Source organism: Marinospirillum alkalitolerans, assembly GCF_045055655.1.
Taxonomy (GTDB): Bacteria; Pseudomonadota; Gammaproteobacteria; order Pseudomonadales; family Halomonadaceae; genus Marinospirillum; species Marinospirillum alkalitolerans.
Genome location: NZ_JBANFI010000001.1, coordinates 396,350 through 412,889, shown reverse-complemented (window position 1 = coordinate 412,889; position 16,540 = coordinate 396,350). Strand labels below are relative to the sequence as shown.

Here is a 16,540-nt window from a genome sequence, read left to right as displayed (position 1 = left end):
AATGCTAATACACCTGCCTTGATAAAAACAGGGCTTTACTACAGGACCAGAAAAAAAGCGCGCTAACATGGGGCGCTTAGTCATCCAAATGCGCAATCGATTTAAGGTTAGCAGGCTCCAGCTCACCATGTCCTTCTTTCAACAAACGGTCAAAGGCAGCCGCATCGATCAAGGCGCACATATGCTCAATCACTGTGCCGGCCAGCCAAGGCCGCTTACCCAAGGAGGTTCTCCAGCGTACCTGATCTGGCTGTAAACTGATCGAACGGTCGACCTGATTACAAGATAGCCCCCATTGGCTATCATGGATACGAATAACCAGCTGATAGGGCTCTGGATGTTGATCGATCAACGTAGGTGGCAGCACCCATTGTGCTGTATCAACCATACAAACATTGGATTTGTTTGATCTCAGCATCCCCAAGAACCAGCTAGGCTGACCAAAGATCGGCGTGGGTTGCTTCTCGATTTTTATGATGCCACCCAACTCCACCAAAGGCACAGCTAGGGTTAAGCCCTTCACCTTAAACAGTAAGCACTCAAAGCGTTCTTGCGCCCAAACAGGGCGACCATTCTTCCAGCCAGGCGGAGATGCAGGCGGTTGCTCATCCAAACTGATGTCTTGATCTTCTGAGTGTACAGCTGCAGCTGCAGCGTTTGGCTCGGGCACTTCAACATCAGGCGAAGGCGGCACAGCTTCATCCATGCTCTCTACCACAACATCCGCTGAGCTCTGCTGAATAGCCGCTGGGGCTTCAACTGGCGCTTCTAGAGCGGCTGATGGTGTTTCCATCTCAGGCTGTGGCTGAGATGCCGGCTCAGCTGGATGCGCTTCTGGCGTCAAGTTCAATTCAGGCAGAATCACCTGTGGCAGGTCATCCGCTGTCGCTTCTGCCAAAGGACGCGCTGCTTTCTTTTTAAATTCAGCCATCGAGGCCACAAGGCTTTGCGCCTGCATCGACTGATCTTGCTCAAAAGAGGATGGCCTTTGCTGTACAGAAGCGGCCTCACTGGCATCCTTCCATAAAGCAGATGCAGGCACATCTAAAGAGCCATCATCACAGAGCAGGGCCTCGAGATAATCCTCAATAGCCTGCTGAGGTGTATCGTGCGTGCTCATTGTCCAGCCCCCTCATGCAAGGCAGCAGGTGACTGACGTCTTAACTCAGTTTCTTTTTCCTGCAGGAATTTCAGTAACACACTATAAGCATGGACACCCCGACTGTTCGGATCCAGCATCGACGCGGGCATACCCGCGACACTGGCATCACGGAACTTGGTATCCACTGGTACCATAGAGTGCCAAATAACATCGCCGTAGGTATTACGTAACAACCTCAGACTTTGAATCGAAGCCTGGGTTCGACGATCGTAAAGCGTTGGCACCACAGTATAAGGAAGACCCTGCTTGCGGGCTTTATTGATCATTTTCAAGGTCCGCATCATCCGCTCCAGACCCTTAATTGCCAGAAACTCGGTTTGGACTGGGATGATCAGCTGCTCACAGGCAGCCAACGCATTAATCATTAACAACCCCAGAACAGGCGGGCTGTCGATCAAGACATAGTCAAATCGATTCCACAGCTGAGCCAGTGACTTAGCGATCACCAACCCCATACCACCCTTACCACTGACTTGGCGTTCGAGAGTGGCCAGTGCCGTTGAGGCTGCCATGATCTTAATTCGATCATGGCCTGTATCTAACAACAAACTGGCAGGCAAGGACTCAGGCACCTGACGATGCTGAAACAAGTCGTAGACACTCTTGTCCACGCTGTCTGGATCATATTTGAAGTAGCTGGTCAAAGAGCCATGAGGATCAAGGTCGAGCAAAAGAACTTGATGCCCCTTGTCCGCTAGGATACCTCCGAGCGTAATGGCTGTTGTTGTTTTTCCTACGCCACCTTTTTGATTGGCAACTGCCCAGACATGCATGCTGTCTTAACTCCTGTAGACCACCTGCGGCTCAGGTGACATCGCTAATTAGTTGTTGGCCGATATCAGACAGGTTAATAATCTGATCCGCTAAGTTGGCCTTGGCAATCGCCATCGGCATACCATAGATCACCGAGCTGGCTTCATCCTGCGCCCAAATCACAGCGCCAGTGTCTTTGAGCATGCGCGCACCTTCACGACCATCCGCACCCATGCCTGTCAGCACCACACCCAATACCTTACCAGGATAAGCCTGCGCAGCAGAACCAAAGGTCACATCCACGCTGGGCTTATAATTGAGGCGCTCATCACCTGGTAAAATACGCACACAACCGCCACGTTTATCAATCAGCATCTGTTTGCCACCCGGAGCCAAAAGTGCCAAGCCTGGGCGCAGCTGATCACCATCTTCTGCTTCTTTCACCTGAATCTTGCACAGGCCATTCAGACGCTCTGCGAAGGCACCGGTAAAGGTTCCCGGCATATGCTGAATTAAAACAATAGGTGCAGGAAAGTGGGCTGGTAGCTCAGTCAACACTGTTTGCAGCGCCATAGGCCCACCCGTTGAAGTTCCAATCGCGACCAGATCAAAATGACGAGGCTGGCTACGCGGTTTAGGGGCCGGAGCAAGATGGGCCTTAGCACTGCTTTTGAGGCTCGCTTCTTTACTCTGTGTGTCACGCTGCTCTTCACGCCGCGCAGCAATCCGTTCACGCAGGGTTGCCCGCGCCTCTTGGCTGGGACGTGCAATCGGGGTTGCTGGACTGGGGCGCGGGACACGAGCTACCGCAGGCGGACGCGAGCGGCTACGGGCTACGGTTATAATCCGCTCACAAAGGATCTTCGCCATTTTATCTACATGGCGTGAAATATCCTCAAAATTCTTAGGCAGGTAATCAACAGCGCCTGCTTCAAGCGCATCGAGGGTGACGCGCGCGCCCTCATGCGTGAGGGATGAGAACATCAATACGGGGGTTGGCTGCTGCGCCATAATCGCACGCACAGCTGAAATGCCATCCATGACGGGCATTTCGTAATCCATGGTAATGACATCTGGCTTCAGCTCAAGTGTTTTTTCTATGGCTTCCTTACCATTTGAAGCTGTTCCTATAGCCTGCAGGCGCGGATCAGTCTTAATCAATTCACAAACACGACGACGAAAAAAACCTGAGTCATCAACCACCAACACGGTGATTGGCATGCCACTCTCCTCTTATCACGGCTCTCTCCCCGAGTGAGGGAGAGAACTGATCTACTACGCTGCTAGCGACGACCTGTATAACGTTTTAACAGGCCTGGAATATCCAAAATCAAAGCAATACGACCATCACCGGTAATCGTGGCACCAGCCAATCCAGGGGTGCCATGCAGCATCTGCCCAAGTGGCTTAATCACGACCTCTTCCTGACCGATTAAGTCATCGACGACAAAGCCTACCTGCTGGTTACCTATCGAGACCACAACAACATGTGCCTCTTCTAGCTCTTCCTTAGAGATCTGGCGCTTACTGATATCGCGCACCAGCCAACGTCGTAGATAGAACAAGGGCAGGGTTTTCTCACGGATAATGATCACTTCCTGGCCATCGATCTTATTAGCACGCGAGATATCTAACTGGAAGATTTCATTCACGTTGACCAAAGGCAAGGCAAAGGTCTGATCCTGAAGCTTGATCATCAGCGTAGGCATAATCGCCAAGGTCAGCGGAACCTTGATGATGATTTTGCTGCCCTTTCCAAGTTCAGACCACACATTGATCGTACCATTGAGTTGTGAAATTTTCGTCTTCACAACATCCATGCCCACGCCACGACCCGAGACATCTGAGATCTCATCTTTCGTAGAAAGGCCAGCGGCAAAAATCAGATTAAAGGCTTCAGAATCAGAAAGGCGATCAGCGGCATCTTGATCGAGCTGGCCCTTTTCTACTGCTTTACGCTTCAGTACTTCTGGGTCCATGCCCGCACCATCGTCTGAGATGGTCAGCAGAATATGGTCACCTTCCTGCTCTGCGGCTAAAACAACCTTACCTGCACGCGGCTTGCCTCTTTGCTCCCGTACATCAGGCATCTCGATACCATGATCTGCCGAGTTGCGCACAAGGTGAACCAGAGGGTCGGCCAAGGCCTCAACCAGGTTTTTATCCAGATCCGTGTCTTCACCAATCATCTCAAGATTGATTTCTTTGTTCATCTTACGCGAGAGATCGCGAATCACGCGTGGGAAGCGGCCGAAAACCTTTTTAATCGGCTGCATGCGGGTTTTCATCACGGAGGTTTGTAAATCAGCCGTCACAACATCTAGGTTGGCGACAGCCTTAGCCAGCTCGCTATCCGTGCTATCAGAACCTAGTCGAACCAAGCGGTTACGTACTAAAACCAGCTCACCCACCATGTTCATAATTTCATCTAGCCGCGAGGTGTCCACGCGAACTGTATTATCTGCTGCCGCCACTTCTTTTTTCACGGCAGGTGCTTTAGCCGCAACAGCAGGAGGTGCTGCTCTCACCGCAGGAGGTTGTGCAGGCTGAGGTGCTTTGGCTGAAGCCGACTCTTTGGCCCCCTGAGGCAGCACACCTGGTCCCTTACCTTCACCGTGCAGCTGATCGAGCAAGGCTTCAAATTCTTCTTCAGTGATGTCATCACTAGATGTAGCAGCAGACGGCGCTGGTGCGGCTGCTGATGGTGCCGCACCCGGCCCCTTACCCTGGCCATGCAGCTGATCCAGCAGAGCATCAAATTCTTCTTCTGTAATCTCGTCGCTATCACTCGCGGTTGGCGCAGCAGGCGCTTTTTCCGCGGCCATAGCGGCACGATCTTCTGGGCCGAGAGCATCAAGCAGGCTTTCAAACTCGGCATCAGTAATATCGCCTGAATGATCAACTGGTGCTGCAGATGCAGTCGGTGCAGCAACAGGGGCCGGAGCCGTACCAGCTGCGCCTTCTGGTAAGGCATAGTAAGCCAGTGCTTCCAACAAGGTTGCATCCGCAGGTTCAGGCATTTCTTGCCCGCGCACTGTTTCAAACATCTCATTAACCGCATCCAATGCACTGAGCACGGTATCCATCAGCTCAGGGGTAACCTGGCGCTGATTTTTTCTGAGCGTATCAAAGACGTTCTCTGCGTTATGACAACAGTCAACCAGAGGTGATATTTGAAGGAAGCCCGCGCCACCCTTTACGGTATGGAAACCGCGGAATATAGCATTGAGCAACTCTGGGTCATCTGGAGACTGCTCCAGGTCAACCAACTGTTCAGAGAGTTGCTCCAGGATTTCACCTGCCTCAACAAGGAAATCCTGCAGAATATCCTGATCTGCATCTAGACTCATCCAACGGCTCCTTTAAAACCCAAGACTGGAGAGAAGGTCATCGACTTCGTCTTGACCTGAAACCACTTCAATGCCGCGTTTCTCAGCATTGACAATCGGGCCTTCAGGTAGATGTCTAGTGTCATTGACCGCTTTATGTCTGCCTGCATCCTCATCATGAGGGTGCTGTATGCCTGTTATTTGATCCACTTGGCTTGCCATACGCACAAGACCGACCAGGCTGGACTCAACTTCATGGACAAGGGTAATCACTTTCTTCACTACTTGACCAGTTAAATCTTGATAATCCTGCGCGAGGGTAATTTGCGATAGATTCTCTGCCAGTTGGCCTGCCTCTTGCTCACTGCTACGCAGAAAGTCATCCATGCGGTGATAAAGCTGGCGAAACTCTTCCGGCTTCATTTCTCTTCGTATCAAGCGTTCCCACTCACCACGCAGAGACTTCACCTCAGTCTCCCAGCTGTTGACCAGAGGCAGAGACTCTTCAACCTTATCCATGGTGCGATCTGCTGCTTGCTGTGTGAGGCTCAAAACATAGTGAAGGCGATCCCTCGCATCCGCCATTTCTGAGATATCTGTCTCAGCGCCTTCCTGTGCAGCAATGTCTGCTAAAGGAGCAGACTGGAAGTGACTAGATGTATCCAGATGAAAATCTCGAATAGCATCATGTAATGCCCGAGTCAGACGCCCAACTTCCAAGTACAAGTTATAGTTACGAGCATCATTAATTTTTTGCAACAAATTAACGGCATCTGCGAGATGACCTTGCTCGATTTTATCAACTAACTCACCTGTCGTTGTGCGTAGTAGTTGCTCAAAATTTTCAGTCTGAGCGCTTTGATCGGACATGCACACTCCTCAAGAGAGCCGAACCACGACTATTTTTGTAAGCGGTCAAATATTTTATCGATTTTTTCCTTTAACACTGCAGCAGTAAAGGGCTTGACTATATACCCATTCACACCTGCCTGAGCCGCAGCAATGATCTGCTCTTTTTTCGACTCAGCAGTAACCATCAGCACCGGGAGGTCTTTTAAATCCGGATCGGCGCGAATGTGCTTGAGCAGGTCAAAGCCTGTCATGCCAGGCATATTCCAGTCTGTCACCACAAAGTCAAAGTTACCTGTGTTGAGCATAGGAATGGCTGTCTGACCATCATCCGCTTCATGAGTGTTGTTGAAGCCCAAGTCGCGGAGTAGATTTTTGATGATCCTTCTCATAGTCGCGAAGTCATCCACGATGAGAATCTTCATATCTTTATTCAAGGCAACCTCCGTTAAACCTTGCTAGCTGCAATAGTAATTATAGTACAACCTTTCCTAAAGGAAGGCATTCTATACATTTTTCCAGTCAGACAAGCGCCCTCTCAAGCGTGCAGCAGCTTGACTCAGGATTTGACTGACACGAGACTCACTCACCGAAAGAACAGCCCCTATCTCTTTGAGATTCAGCTCTTCATTATAGTACAGTGAAAGTACCATTTGTTCACGTTCAGGCAAAGCTGAAATTGCTTTTGCGAGTGCATCCTGAAAGCGCGAACCCTCAACATCAGCATGTGGCTCTGAGCCCTTAGTGTCAGGAACCTCAAAAGCCGAATCCTCTTGGTTATTTAACTCATCAAAACTAAAAAGCTTTGAACCTGCCGTATCCATAAGGTACTGATGATAATCTTCTAAACTCACACCCAGTTCGGCAGCCACCTCCTCATCCTGTGCATCTCTTCCTGTGCGATCTTCGATCGCTTTCACCGCTTCAGCCACCCGTCGGCTATTGCGATGCACCGAGCGTGGCGTCCAGTCATGTTTGCGCACCTCATCAAGCATCGACCCACGAATGCGAATTGAGGCAAAGGTTTCAAAGCTCGCGCCCTTTTCAGCATCAAAGTTACGCGAGGCTTCGATCAAACCCATCGAACCCGCTTGCAGCAAATCATCCAACTGCACACTGGCAGGCAAGCGACCAAGAAGGTGATAAGCAATCTTACGCACCAGACCAGCATAGGTCTCCAGCAAGCGCGCATCGGCCAACTGCTGGTTTCGAGAATAAAGGTGAAGACCCTTGGCTGCCGTCATGTATTCAGTCCACCGAAAAGTTTCATTCTTCGCTTTTTTCTACATCACGCGCAAAACGGCCTAGCAAGGAGGTCGCACTGGCCAGGCGAACATCTTCTGGTATCTTCTGACCATTAGTGATATAGCCCACAGGCAGGCGCTTTTCCAAGACCAACCCAAGCACTTCTCCGATATTGACAGCTTCATCCATTTTGGTGAGGACACAACCATTCAGCCCAGCTTCACGATACGCCTCGTAGGTATCGTTTAACACACGGGCCTGACTCGTCGCAGGGAGCACGATAAAGCGCCGAATTCTGGCCTGACTGGTATTTAATAATGCCATCTGCTTTTGCAAATTGGGATCCCGTACATTCAGACCCGCGGTATCAATCATCACCAAGCGCTTATTCCTTAAGGACTTCAAGGTTAAATCAAGCGGGTTGTTTTCATCAACTACCCGTACAGTCACCTCAAGAATACGCCCAAAAGTTCTGAGCTGCTCATAGGCCGCAATGCGATAGCAATCGGTGGTCACCAAGGCCAGCTCATCAGCGCCATACTTCATCACAAAACGCGCAGCCAACTTACCTAAGGTGGTGGTCTTGCCGACGCCTGTCGGCCCCACTAAGGCAACGATACCACCCTTATCGATCAGTTCTTCATCCAGCGTTTGCAGCTCCATTTTCAATCGATCCAGGACCTGACTCCACGCAGCGCGAGCATCTAAATCGGCACTCAACCCCATCAACTTAAGGAGCTTTTTTATATAGGCTTCATTAAACCCGGCATTCAGCAAACGATTACGCACCAAAGCCTCTGTTGGGTTGCGCAGTGCATCCTGCTCACGCAACTGCTCTTTAATCAACTCTCGCAGAGATTGAATCTCGGACTGCATCGCGCGAATGGCTTGGTCATCGCCACGGCTCGTCTGCGCCGCAGGTGCACTATAGCGATCATCCTCATCATCAATACCCAAACCCGTAGCACCATGGGTCAGCTGTCCAATCTGTCGCATACGTGCTTTACGCTGAAAAGCATTCTCAGCCACTTGGGGATCAAATTTCGCACCCGAAAGAATACGCTGACGTGCCGCATCCAATTCCTGCTGCAAAGCATCGCCCTGATCCGCTTGGCGTAAAGCCGCTGCAAAATCCTGCGCTGGGGCCTGTTCGTCGTAATCGAGCGCGCAGACAATTTCAACGCCATTTTCGACCTTGCGATTGGAGATAATCACGGCATCAGCGCCGAGTTCTTCTCTCACTAGACGCATGGCTTGCCGAGAGTCGGCGCCAAAAAAGCGTTTTACCCGCATTCCTTAACCTCTTTCATAATGGCTTTCACCCTTCGCCGCCGATGGTCGCCACGATGGTAATCTGTTTATTATCAGGTATCTCTTGATAGGATAAAACGTGTACATTCTGGATACCATAACGGACAAAACGCGCCATCACCGGGCGCACCGGCGCGGCGGTGACCAACACAGCAGGATTCCCTTGCATCTCTTGCTGCTGCGCCACTTCACTGAGCGACTGCTGCAGCCTCTCGGCCATAGCGGGTTCCAGAATAAGCTGGTCGCTCTCTCCACCCTGCTGAGCGGCCTGCTGCACACTTTTCAGTAACAGCTGCTCAAGCTGAGGCTCCAGCGTAATAACCGCTAAATGCTCACTAGGGCCAGTAATGGCCTGTACAATCGAGCGTGACAGCGCTACACGCACGGCAGAAGTGAGCTGAATCGGGTCGCGCGTGGTGTGTGCAGCCTCAACGAGAGACTGGGCAATCGAGCGAAAATCACGTACCGGCACCTGCTCGATCAACAGGTTTTGCAAGACCTTGAGCAGCACAGACAGGCTGACGCTATCCGGCACCAACTGCTCGGAGAGCTTTGGAGCACCCTGCGCCAAGATATCGAGCATCTTCTGCACATCGTCATGACCGATCAGTTCATGCGCATAGTCATGCATCACCTGATTGAGCTGTGTGGCAATCACGGTGCTGGCATCCACAACAGTGTAGCCCAAAGTCTGGGCCTCTTCGCGCTGTGAAGGGTTAATCCAGACGGCTTCCAAACCAAAGGCTGGATCACGCCCCTTAATACCATTGATCGGACCATAGACCTGGCCGGGGTTAATTGCCATTTCCCGTTCTGGATGCACCTCGGCTTCACCAATGCTCACACCCTTGAGAATAATTCGGTAGCTGTTCGGCGTCAGATCCAAGTTATCGCGAATATGTACTGAGGGCATCAAAAAACCCAGATCTTGTGACAGTTTTTTGCGGATCCCCTTAATCCGGCCCAGCAGCTGACCACCCTGGGTTTTATCCACCAGTGGAATTAAACGATAGCCAACTTCCAGCCCCAATAGATCAACAGGTGCCACATCCTGCCAATTAAGTTCTTTTTGATCGATCACATCGGCATCCGGAGTCATCGGTAGCTGCTGCGCTTTTTGTTCAGCCAGCTGCACTGTCTGGGCCTCCTTTTGCATAACGTGATAAATCCAGTAGGCACCACCTCCTGCCAAGGCCGCTAGGCTTAAAAAAGCAAAATGCGGCATACCTGGGATCACGCCCATAATGGCCAGTAGCGTCGCTCCGACCGCCAAGGCCTTGGGCGTACCAAACATCTGCGTAGAAACCTGATTCGAGATATTTTGTGAAGAGTTGACGCGTGTGACCATGATGGCCGCAGCGACAGACAGCATCAACGAGGGGATCTGAGCCACCAGGCCATCACCGATGGTCAACAAAACATAGCGTTCGGTCGCGACAGAAAAAGCCAGATCATGCTGCAACATGCCGATCAAGAGGCCACCCACCACGTTGATTACCAAAATCATAATCCCGGCAACCGCATCACCCCGGACAAACTTACTGGCACCATCCATCGAGCCATAAAAATCTGCTTCTGAGGCGATTTCTTCCCGGCGACGCTTGGCTTCTTCCTGATCGATCAAGCCTGCGTTCAAGTCGGCATCTATCGCCATCTGCTTACCAGGCATCGCATCCAGCGTAAAGCGAGCACTCACTTCAGAGATACGCCCAGCGCCTTTGGTGATCACCACAAAGTTAATGATCATCAAAATAAGGAAGACGATCATACCGACGACATAGTTACCACCGATCAATACCGAACCAAAGGACTCAATCACCTTACCGGCAGCATCTCCACCTTCATGCCCGTTCAGCAGCACAATCCGTGTCGAAGCCACGTTCAGCGCCAACCTCAGCAAGGTGGCGACAAGCAAAATCGTTGGGAACACCGCAAAATCGAGTGGCCGTAAGGCATACACAGCCACCAGCAAAATGACAATCGCAAAAGCAATATTGAAAGTAAAGAAGACATCGAGCAAAAAAACCGGCATCGGCAGAGTCATCATGCCCAGCAATGCCAGCAGGAAAATCGGGATGCCGATCTGGCTTTTAACCAGTGTATCGAATATACCTGTCAGTCGAGTTCGATCCATGTATCACCTGGTGAGTAAACGAGCGCGCGAAGCTGCACTGACCGCGAAGTATGCCAACATCTTCCCATGAAATAAACTTATGATCTTTATCTAACCTAAGTAGATTTGTAATTACTCTGCTTCTGGATCGAGGTCTTTAGGCACATCCACCTGCTTCAAACCGCTTGGACGCTTCGCCTTACCCTTCTGGTGTTGCTTCATCTGATATACATACGCAAGCACCTGAGCGACCGCCATATAGAGCTTTTGCGGTATTTCTTCGCCTATTTCAGTGGTGTAGTAGATGGCACGCGTGAGAGGTGGCTGCTGCAACACCGGGATTTGATAATGATCAGCGATTTCACGAATTTTCGCAGCCAGGTGGTCTGTTCCTTTGGCCAGCACCAAGGGGGCCTGCTGGCCATCTTCACTGTACTTCAACGCCACAGCATAGTGGGTCGGGTTAGTAATCACGACATCGGCCTGAGGAACATCAGCCATCATCCGCCTTTGCGCCATCTCCATTTGCAAGCGGCGGATACGACTTTTGACCTCCGGCTTACCTTCTGTATTCTTGAACTCATCCTTGACCTCTTGACGGGTCATTTTGATTTTTTCATTGTGCTGATGAAGCTGCCAAGGCACATCGATCAGAACCACAATGATCAGAGATAGGCTAATCGCGAGGAAGGACCAAACGATCAAATAACTACCCTTGGCGATCGCTGGCTCCAAGGCCATTGCTCCAAGGCCAGCAAACTCTTCTTTCAGCCCCCAGATAATAATCAGCGAGGTGGTGCCAACCAATAGCACCTTGGCCACGGATTTAACAAATTCAACTAAGGAGTTTTTAGAAAAGATGCGCTTGATGCCCGAAATAGGATTCAGCTTGCTGAATTTAGGCACCAAGGCTTTGGCGGTCATATTCCAGCCGCCAACCATGATTTGGGATAGGGCTCCCATAAAAAACAGCACGATCAAAAAAGGCAAGGTGACCCACAGAGCATGCCAAACTGAAGTTCGAAAATGAGTGAACATCGCTTCATGGGTCATCACATCAGCACGGGTCAAAGTAAAATTGTAGGCGAAGAGCTCCATCCCGCGTGCGCCCATCCAGCCACCAAAAACCAGCAGGGCCATACCTGCTGACAAGAGCAACAGGGCGGTACTCAGCTCCTTAGAGCGCGCCACCTCACCATCACGACGCGAGTCCTCTTTACGTTTCGCCGTGGGTTCTTCTGTTTTTTCTTGTCCGTCTTGATTCTCCTGCGCCATTAGCTGAGCTCCAGCCAATAGCGCAACAGTTCAAACATGTCACGCGCCATACGATCAAAATGGAAGAGATATTCAGTCGACCAAATCCAGAGCTCGAGCAAACCTAGCATCATCATCACCGGGAAGCCAATCACAAAGATATTCAGCTGGGGCGCCGCTCGCGTCACCACACCCAGCGCTATATTGACTACCAGCTTAGCAATAATAATCGGCAGCGCCATCAATAAAGCACCAGCAAAAAGCCAAGTGCCTTGATTAGCGAGGATCCAAGCACGCTCTCGGGTCATCCCCTCCCAACCGACGGGGATCACGGTAAAGCTTTCGGCCAGTGTATGAATAATCACCAAATGCCCACCTGCTGCCAGAAAAACCAGATTGGTCATGATCAATCCATACTGGCTCAATACAGTAACATTAACACCACTGCTTGGGTCGGCCATCTGCGCCATCCCCATACCGATCTGCATCGCCACTATCTGACCAAAGATGATAAACACCTGAAACAGCAGCTGAACAATAAAGCCCAGACTAATTCCGATCAAAAGCTGCTGTGCAACCAGCAACCAGGTTTGTGGAGACAAGGCATCCATCACTACTGGCACTGGCGGCAGGAGCGGCATCAAGAGCAACGTGGTAACAAAAGCCAGACCGATGCGCACAGGCATAGGGACAAAGTTCGCACCAAAGATCGGCGCGGCCATAAAAAAAGCACCAATACGAAAGAAGGGCCATAAAAAGGTGCCGATATAGGCTGTCAGCTCGGCATCAGTCAACAAAGGCATGGCGGCTTAGCCAATCATATAAGGAATGTTATGCGCCAGGCGCTCAAAGAACTCCATCAGCATACGCAAGATCATCGGGCCAGCAATAATCAGTGCCAACAAGGTTGCCATCAAACGCGGCAAGAAGCTCAGTGTTTGCTCGTTAATCTGCGTTGCCGCCTGAAAGATGGCAACCATCAAGCCCACCAGCAAGCTGGGTACGACGCCGATTGCGACAATCACGATCACGAGGAGTATCGCTTGGCGCATCAAATCAACGACCATTTCTGGAGTCATGTCGCTCTCCTGTTGCTGAGCCTGTGGCTTATAAGAAAAAAATGAGCCACGCTAATAGCCAAAGCTAGCCGCCAATGTCCCCATCACCAAAGTCCAACCATCGACAAGAACAAAAAGCATGATTTTAAAGGGCAAGGAAATAATAATCGGCGACAGCATCATCATACCCATCGCCATCAGGATACTGGCCACCACCATGTCAATAATCAAAAAAGGAATAAACAGCATAAAGCCTATCTGGAAGGCAGTCTTCAGCTCACTCGTCACAAAAGCGGGGACCAGCACCACGAAAGGGACATCTTCTGGCGACTCAAACACCTCATAGCCGCCAATACGCCCGAACATGTCTAGATCGACCTCGCGCGTTTGTGCCAGCATAAACTCCTGCAAGGGTGCTTTGGCCAACTCCAACGCTTCAAGAGGACTCACTTCTTCAGCTAAATAAGGCTGTAACGCTTCGGCATTCACCCTCTCCCACACAGGTGTCATGATAAAAATAGTGAGAAAGAGGGTAATGCCCAGCAGGATCTGGTTCGAGGGCGTTTGCTGCAAGCCCATTGCCTGACGCAGGATTGCCAGCACCACAATGATTCGGGTGAAGCTGGTCATCATAATAATCATCGATGGCAGCAGTGTGAGTGCTGTCATGATGGCCAGAATCTGAATGGTTACCGAATAGTTCTGGCTTCCATCTTCACCGGGGACCATACGTAACGCCTCGATACCCGGCGTTTGTGCCCAGACTGGACTGATGCTGGATAAAAGCAACAGCAACAGTATAAAGGCACGCGGCCCGGGCAGGAGAAGCATCAAAGAAGGCCGTAGAGAAGAATGGCGCAGTAAATCAGTCATGAGAACGAGCATCCTGCGGTGGTGTTGAAGTCGAATCAGCTGGTTTTTGCCAATCACGCAGGATCTTGGCGAAACGTGCACCTTCATGCGCGGCAGGCGTAAAATCCAAAGGCGTCTCCAGCTTATGCAGCAGGCGGATCTGCTCGGCTGTAGCACCAAGAAGCAGCTGCTCAGCCCCCACCTTGATGAGAAGCAAGCGCTCTCTTTGACCTAAAGGCAAGACAGCCAGAATCTTAAACTCGTCACGCATCTGATAATGCGGCAGTAAGCGACCACGGCGCACCAGCCAGGCCAAGGCAAACAAGAGCAACAACACCACGGCCAAGCCCAGGGTGACCTGACCTAAAGCGGAGAGACCTGTCGGAGAAAAGCCACGAGACTCCACCGCCAGCACGGGTCCAGATAAGAAAAGCAGGCTTAACGCCTGCCAAGCCTGCTTAGAGTTGCTCATCAATGACCTGCTCATGTATTAACGAAGGCGCTTAATACGCTCAGAAGGACTCACGACATCCGTTAAACGAATACCGAACTTCTCGTTGACCATAACGACTTCGCCATGAGCAATCAAAGTGCCGTTGACCTTCACATCCAGAGGTTCTCCAGCAAGACGATCTAACTCGATCACGGAACCTTGGTTGAGTTGCAGCAGGTTACGGATGGCAATTTCGGTATTCCCTACCTCCATAGCGATGGTGACGGGAATGTCCATAATGACTTCAAGGTTTGCATTATCACCATCAAAGCCACCTTGGTCCTCATCTTCTAGATAGTCCAGCGGAGCGGCTTGAATATCATCCTCGGTGATATCATCAGCACTGCTCTGAGTCTGCTCTTCCAGCGCTGCGCCCCAGTCATCATCGGCTAAATCATCATCGACACCAGATGCTTCGGTCGTGGCTTGCTCGTCTAGCGCAGAGGCCCAGTCATCGCCATCATTGCTTTCATCAAGGGCAGAGGCCCAATCATCAGTGTTATCATCACTCATTGTTTTTTTCCTAAAATAAATAGAGAGATTTAACGCACTAGGCGAACTTGTTCTTTCACTTTGAGCGCCAGGTTATCACCCGAGCGCCCTAGCTTGCACTTAAAGACCGGCACACCATTGGCCTGCAAAGTGACATGATCTGGCATTTCTACAGGAATGATATCGCCAGCTTCAAGATGCACCAGATCTCGCAGAGTCAGATCCTTCTCAACCACCTTCACATTCAAAGGAATCTTGGCTTCCATAATATCGGCACGCAGGGCACGAATCCAACGCTCATCGATATCATCGACATCCGACTGCACACCCGAATCCAGCTCTTCACGTACCGGCTCGATCATTGAATAGGGAATGGTGATATGCAAATCACCGCCACCGCCATCCAGCTCGATATGGAAGGTGCTGACCACCACAACTTCGCTCGGACTGACGATGTTCGCCATCGCTGGGTTGACTTCAAAACCTATGTATTCAAAGTTCAAAGGTAAGACAGTCGCCCAGGCTTCTTTTAAATCAACAAAAACCTGTTCGAGCACCTTCTGCACAATCCGAATTTCAGTTGGGGTAAATTCGCGCCCTTCTATTTTTGCGTGGCGACCATCACCACCAAAGAAGTTATCAACCAACTTGAACACCAGCTTGGCATCCATGACAAACAAGGATGTTCCCCGCAATGGGCGAATTTTCACGAGGTTCAAACTGGTGGGAACATAAAGAGTATGCACATACTCACCAAACTTCATGATCTGCACACCACCAGAGGCGACGTGCGCACTACGTCTCAGCAAATTAAACAGGCTAATCCGCGTGTAACGTGCAAAACGCTCATTGATCATCTCCAGCGTTGGCATACGACCGCGAACAATACGGTCTTGGCTGGTAATATCATATTGCTGGACATCACCCGGGGCAGCTGTATCTGCCGGATCGGGCAGATCATCATCATCGACTCCATGCAATAGGAGATCGATCTCATCCTGGGAGAGCAGATCCTGAACTGCCATAGTACCTCACCTTATTTTTTAGGTCTGTGCTCAGCACCCCAGCGGAGTGCATGATATTGATCGATCATCAACCTGAGTCACTACTGCAAGACAAAGTCTGTAATCAGCACTTCATCTATCCGAACATTCTCGCGCTCCAGCACCGATTGAATCGCTTCCGCCGCCGCCATCTGGAGCTGGATTTTACCTTCTGGTGTTTGTAAGGTCTGATAATCTTGACGGGAAAAGAGCAAGTTCAGGTTATTTTTGATTAAAGGCAGGTGACGCTCCACCGCAGTGGTGACGGCTTGATTTTCTCCACGCACCGCTAGCGAAACTTGCATAAAGCGCTGGCGACGATCAGAGGACATCAAGGGCACAACAAAAGGCTCTTCAAAAGCATGGTAATAAGCACTGCGTATCTGCTGCGATGAAGAGGGGATCAAAGAGCGTCGCTCGCCATTCTCATCTGAAGAGCGATCAAGGAAGAACAGGGTGCCTCCTACCGCCAAAGCAGCAATAATCGCTAAACCCACGACCAAGCCACCAATCAGCAGCAGCTTTTTGTTTTTGCCGCCTTCTTCTTCTGCCATCTTCCATCCCCTTTCTTAATTGATCAACCCAG

Annotated in this window: 17 protein-coding genes; all 17 read right to left on the bottom strand. The window is 50.7% G+C overall.

All coding sequences use genetic code 11. From position 1 onward, the window contains the following. Positions 1 to 76: 76 nt before the first annotated feature. The 17 genes from V6U78_RS01840 to V6U78_RS01760 all read right to left on the bottom strand — a co-directional run bounded on the left by V6U78_RS01840 (position 77) and on the right by V6U78_RS01760 (position 16,508). Entirely contained in the window at positions 77 to 1,120 is a 1,044-nt protein-coding gene (locus V6U78_RS01840; RefSeq protein WP_405336603.1) for a chemotaxis protein CheW, read from the bottom strand. After that, positions 1,117 to 1,935 carry a ParA family protein gene (locus V6U78_RS01835; protein WP_405336601.1) on the bottom strand — a complete coding sequence of 273 codons (819 nt, stop codon included), beginning with the start codon at positions 1,933 to 1,935 and terminating at the stop codon, positions 1,117 to 1,119. The genes V6U78_RS01840 and V6U78_RS01835 overlap by 4 nt, the downstream gene beginning before the upstream one ends. Positions 1,936 to 1,966: 31 nt before the next feature. Next, the gene (locus V6U78_RS01830) at positions 1,967 to 3,136 is read right to left on the bottom strand and encodes a protein-glutamate methylesterase/protein-glutamine glutaminase (protein ID WP_405336599.1); all 1,170 of its coding nucleotides are present in this window, start codon (positions 3,134 to 3,136) and stop codon (positions 1,967 to 1,969) included. Positions 3,137 to 3,198: 62 nt separating this feature from the next. Then, complete coding sequence (locus V6U78_RS01825; RefSeq protein ID WP_405336597.1) at positions 3,199 to 5,265, bottom strand: chemotaxis protein CheA; 2,067 nt, start codon at positions 5,263 to 5,265, stop codon at positions 3,199 to 3,201. Between the two features lie 12 nt (positions 5,266 to 5,277). After that, the gene (locus V6U78_RS01820) at positions 5,278 to 6,114 is read right to left on the bottom strand and encodes a protein phosphatase CheZ (protein WP_405336595.1); all 837 of its coding nucleotides are present in this window, start codon (positions 6,112 to 6,114) and stop codon (positions 5,278 to 5,280) included. Positions 6,115 to 6,143: 29 nt separating this feature from the next. Next, positions 6,144 to 6,518, bottom strand: coding sequence for a chemotaxis response regulator CheY (gene cheY / locus V6U78_RS01815; protein WP_452312084.1), 375 nt, complete (start codon positions 6,516 to 6,518; stop codon positions 6,144 to 6,146). Positions 6,519 to 6,599: 81 nt separating this feature from the next. After that, on the bottom strand, positions 6,600 to 7,337 hold the full coding sequence (locus tag V6U78_RS01810; protein WP_405336591.1) for an RNA polymerase sigma factor FliA: 738 nt from the start codon (positions 7,335 to 7,337) through the stop codon (positions 6,600 to 6,602). 22 nt (positions 7,338 to 7,359) lie between these two features. Beyond that, positions 7,360 to 8,631, bottom strand: a complete 1,272-nt coding sequence (flhF, locus tag V6U78_RS01805) for a flagellar biosynthesis protein FlhF (protein WP_405336589.1) — start codon at positions 8,629 to 8,631, stop codon at positions 7,360 to 7,362. 25 nt (positions 8,632 to 8,656) lie between these two features. Beyond that, positions 8,657 to 10,783, bottom strand: a complete 2,127-nt coding sequence (gene flhA / locus V6U78_RS01800) for a flagellar biosynthesis protein FlhA (RefSeq protein WP_405336587.1) — start codon at positions 10,781 to 10,783, stop codon at positions 8,657 to 8,659. Between the two features lie 111 nt (positions 10,784 to 10,894). After that, on the bottom strand, positions 10,895 to 12,037 hold the full coding sequence (flhB, locus tag V6U78_RS01795) for a flagellar biosynthesis protein FlhB (protein ID WP_405336585.1): 1,143 nt from the start codon (positions 12,035 to 12,037) through the stop codon (positions 10,895 to 10,897). Beyond that, positions 12,037 to 12,819, bottom strand: a complete 783-nt coding sequence (gene fliR, locus V6U78_RS01790) for a flagellar biosynthetic protein FliR (RefSeq protein WP_405336583.1) — start codon at positions 12,817 to 12,819, stop codon at positions 12,037 to 12,039. The genes flhB and fliR overlap by 1 nt, the downstream gene beginning before the upstream one ends. Positions 12,820 to 12,825: 6 nt before the next feature. Then, a complete protein-coding gene (fliQ, locus tag V6U78_RS01785) occupies positions 12,826 to 13,095 on the bottom strand; it encodes a flagellar biosynthesis protein FliQ (protein ID WP_405336581.1) in 270 nt (89 codons plus the stop codon). A gap of 51 nt (positions 13,096 to 13,146) precedes the next feature. Further along, positions 13,147 to 13,905: a flagellar type III secretion system pore protein FliP gene (gene fliP / locus V6U78_RS01780; protein WP_405337076.1), complete on the bottom strand. Its 759-nt coding sequence runs from the start codon at positions 13,903 to 13,905 to the stop codon at positions 13,147 to 13,149. A 34-nt stretch (positions 13,906 to 13,939) separates the two neighbouring features. Beyond that, the gene (gene fliO / locus V6U78_RS01775; protein ID WP_405336579.1) at positions 13,940 to 14,398 is read right to left on the bottom strand and encodes a flagellar biosynthetic protein FliO; all 459 of its coding nucleotides are present in this window, start codon (positions 14,396 to 14,398) and stop codon (positions 13,940 to 13,942) included. An 18-nt stretch (positions 14,399 to 14,416) separates the two neighbouring features. After that, the gene (gene fliN, locus V6U78_RS01770) at positions 14,417 to 14,932 is read right to left on the bottom strand and encodes a flagellar motor switch protein FliN (RefSeq protein ID WP_405336577.1); all 516 of its coding nucleotides are present in this window, start codon (positions 14,930 to 14,932) and stop codon (positions 14,417 to 14,419) included. Between the two features lie 29 nt (positions 14,933 to 14,961). After that, the gene (fliM, locus tag V6U78_RS01765) at positions 14,962 to 15,936 is read right to left on the bottom strand and encodes a flagellar motor switch protein FliM (RefSeq protein ID WP_405336575.1); all 975 of its coding nucleotides are present in this window, start codon (positions 15,934 to 15,936) and stop codon (positions 14,962 to 14,964) included. Between the two features lie 80 nt (positions 15,937 to 16,016). Next, on the bottom strand, positions 16,017 to 16,508 hold the full coding sequence (locus tag V6U78_RS01760) for a flagellar basal body-associated FliL family protein (RefSeq protein WP_405336573.1): 492 nt from the start codon (positions 16,506 to 16,508) through the stop codon (positions 16,017 to 16,019). Between the last annotated feature and the right edge of the window lie 32 nt (positions 16,509 to 16,540).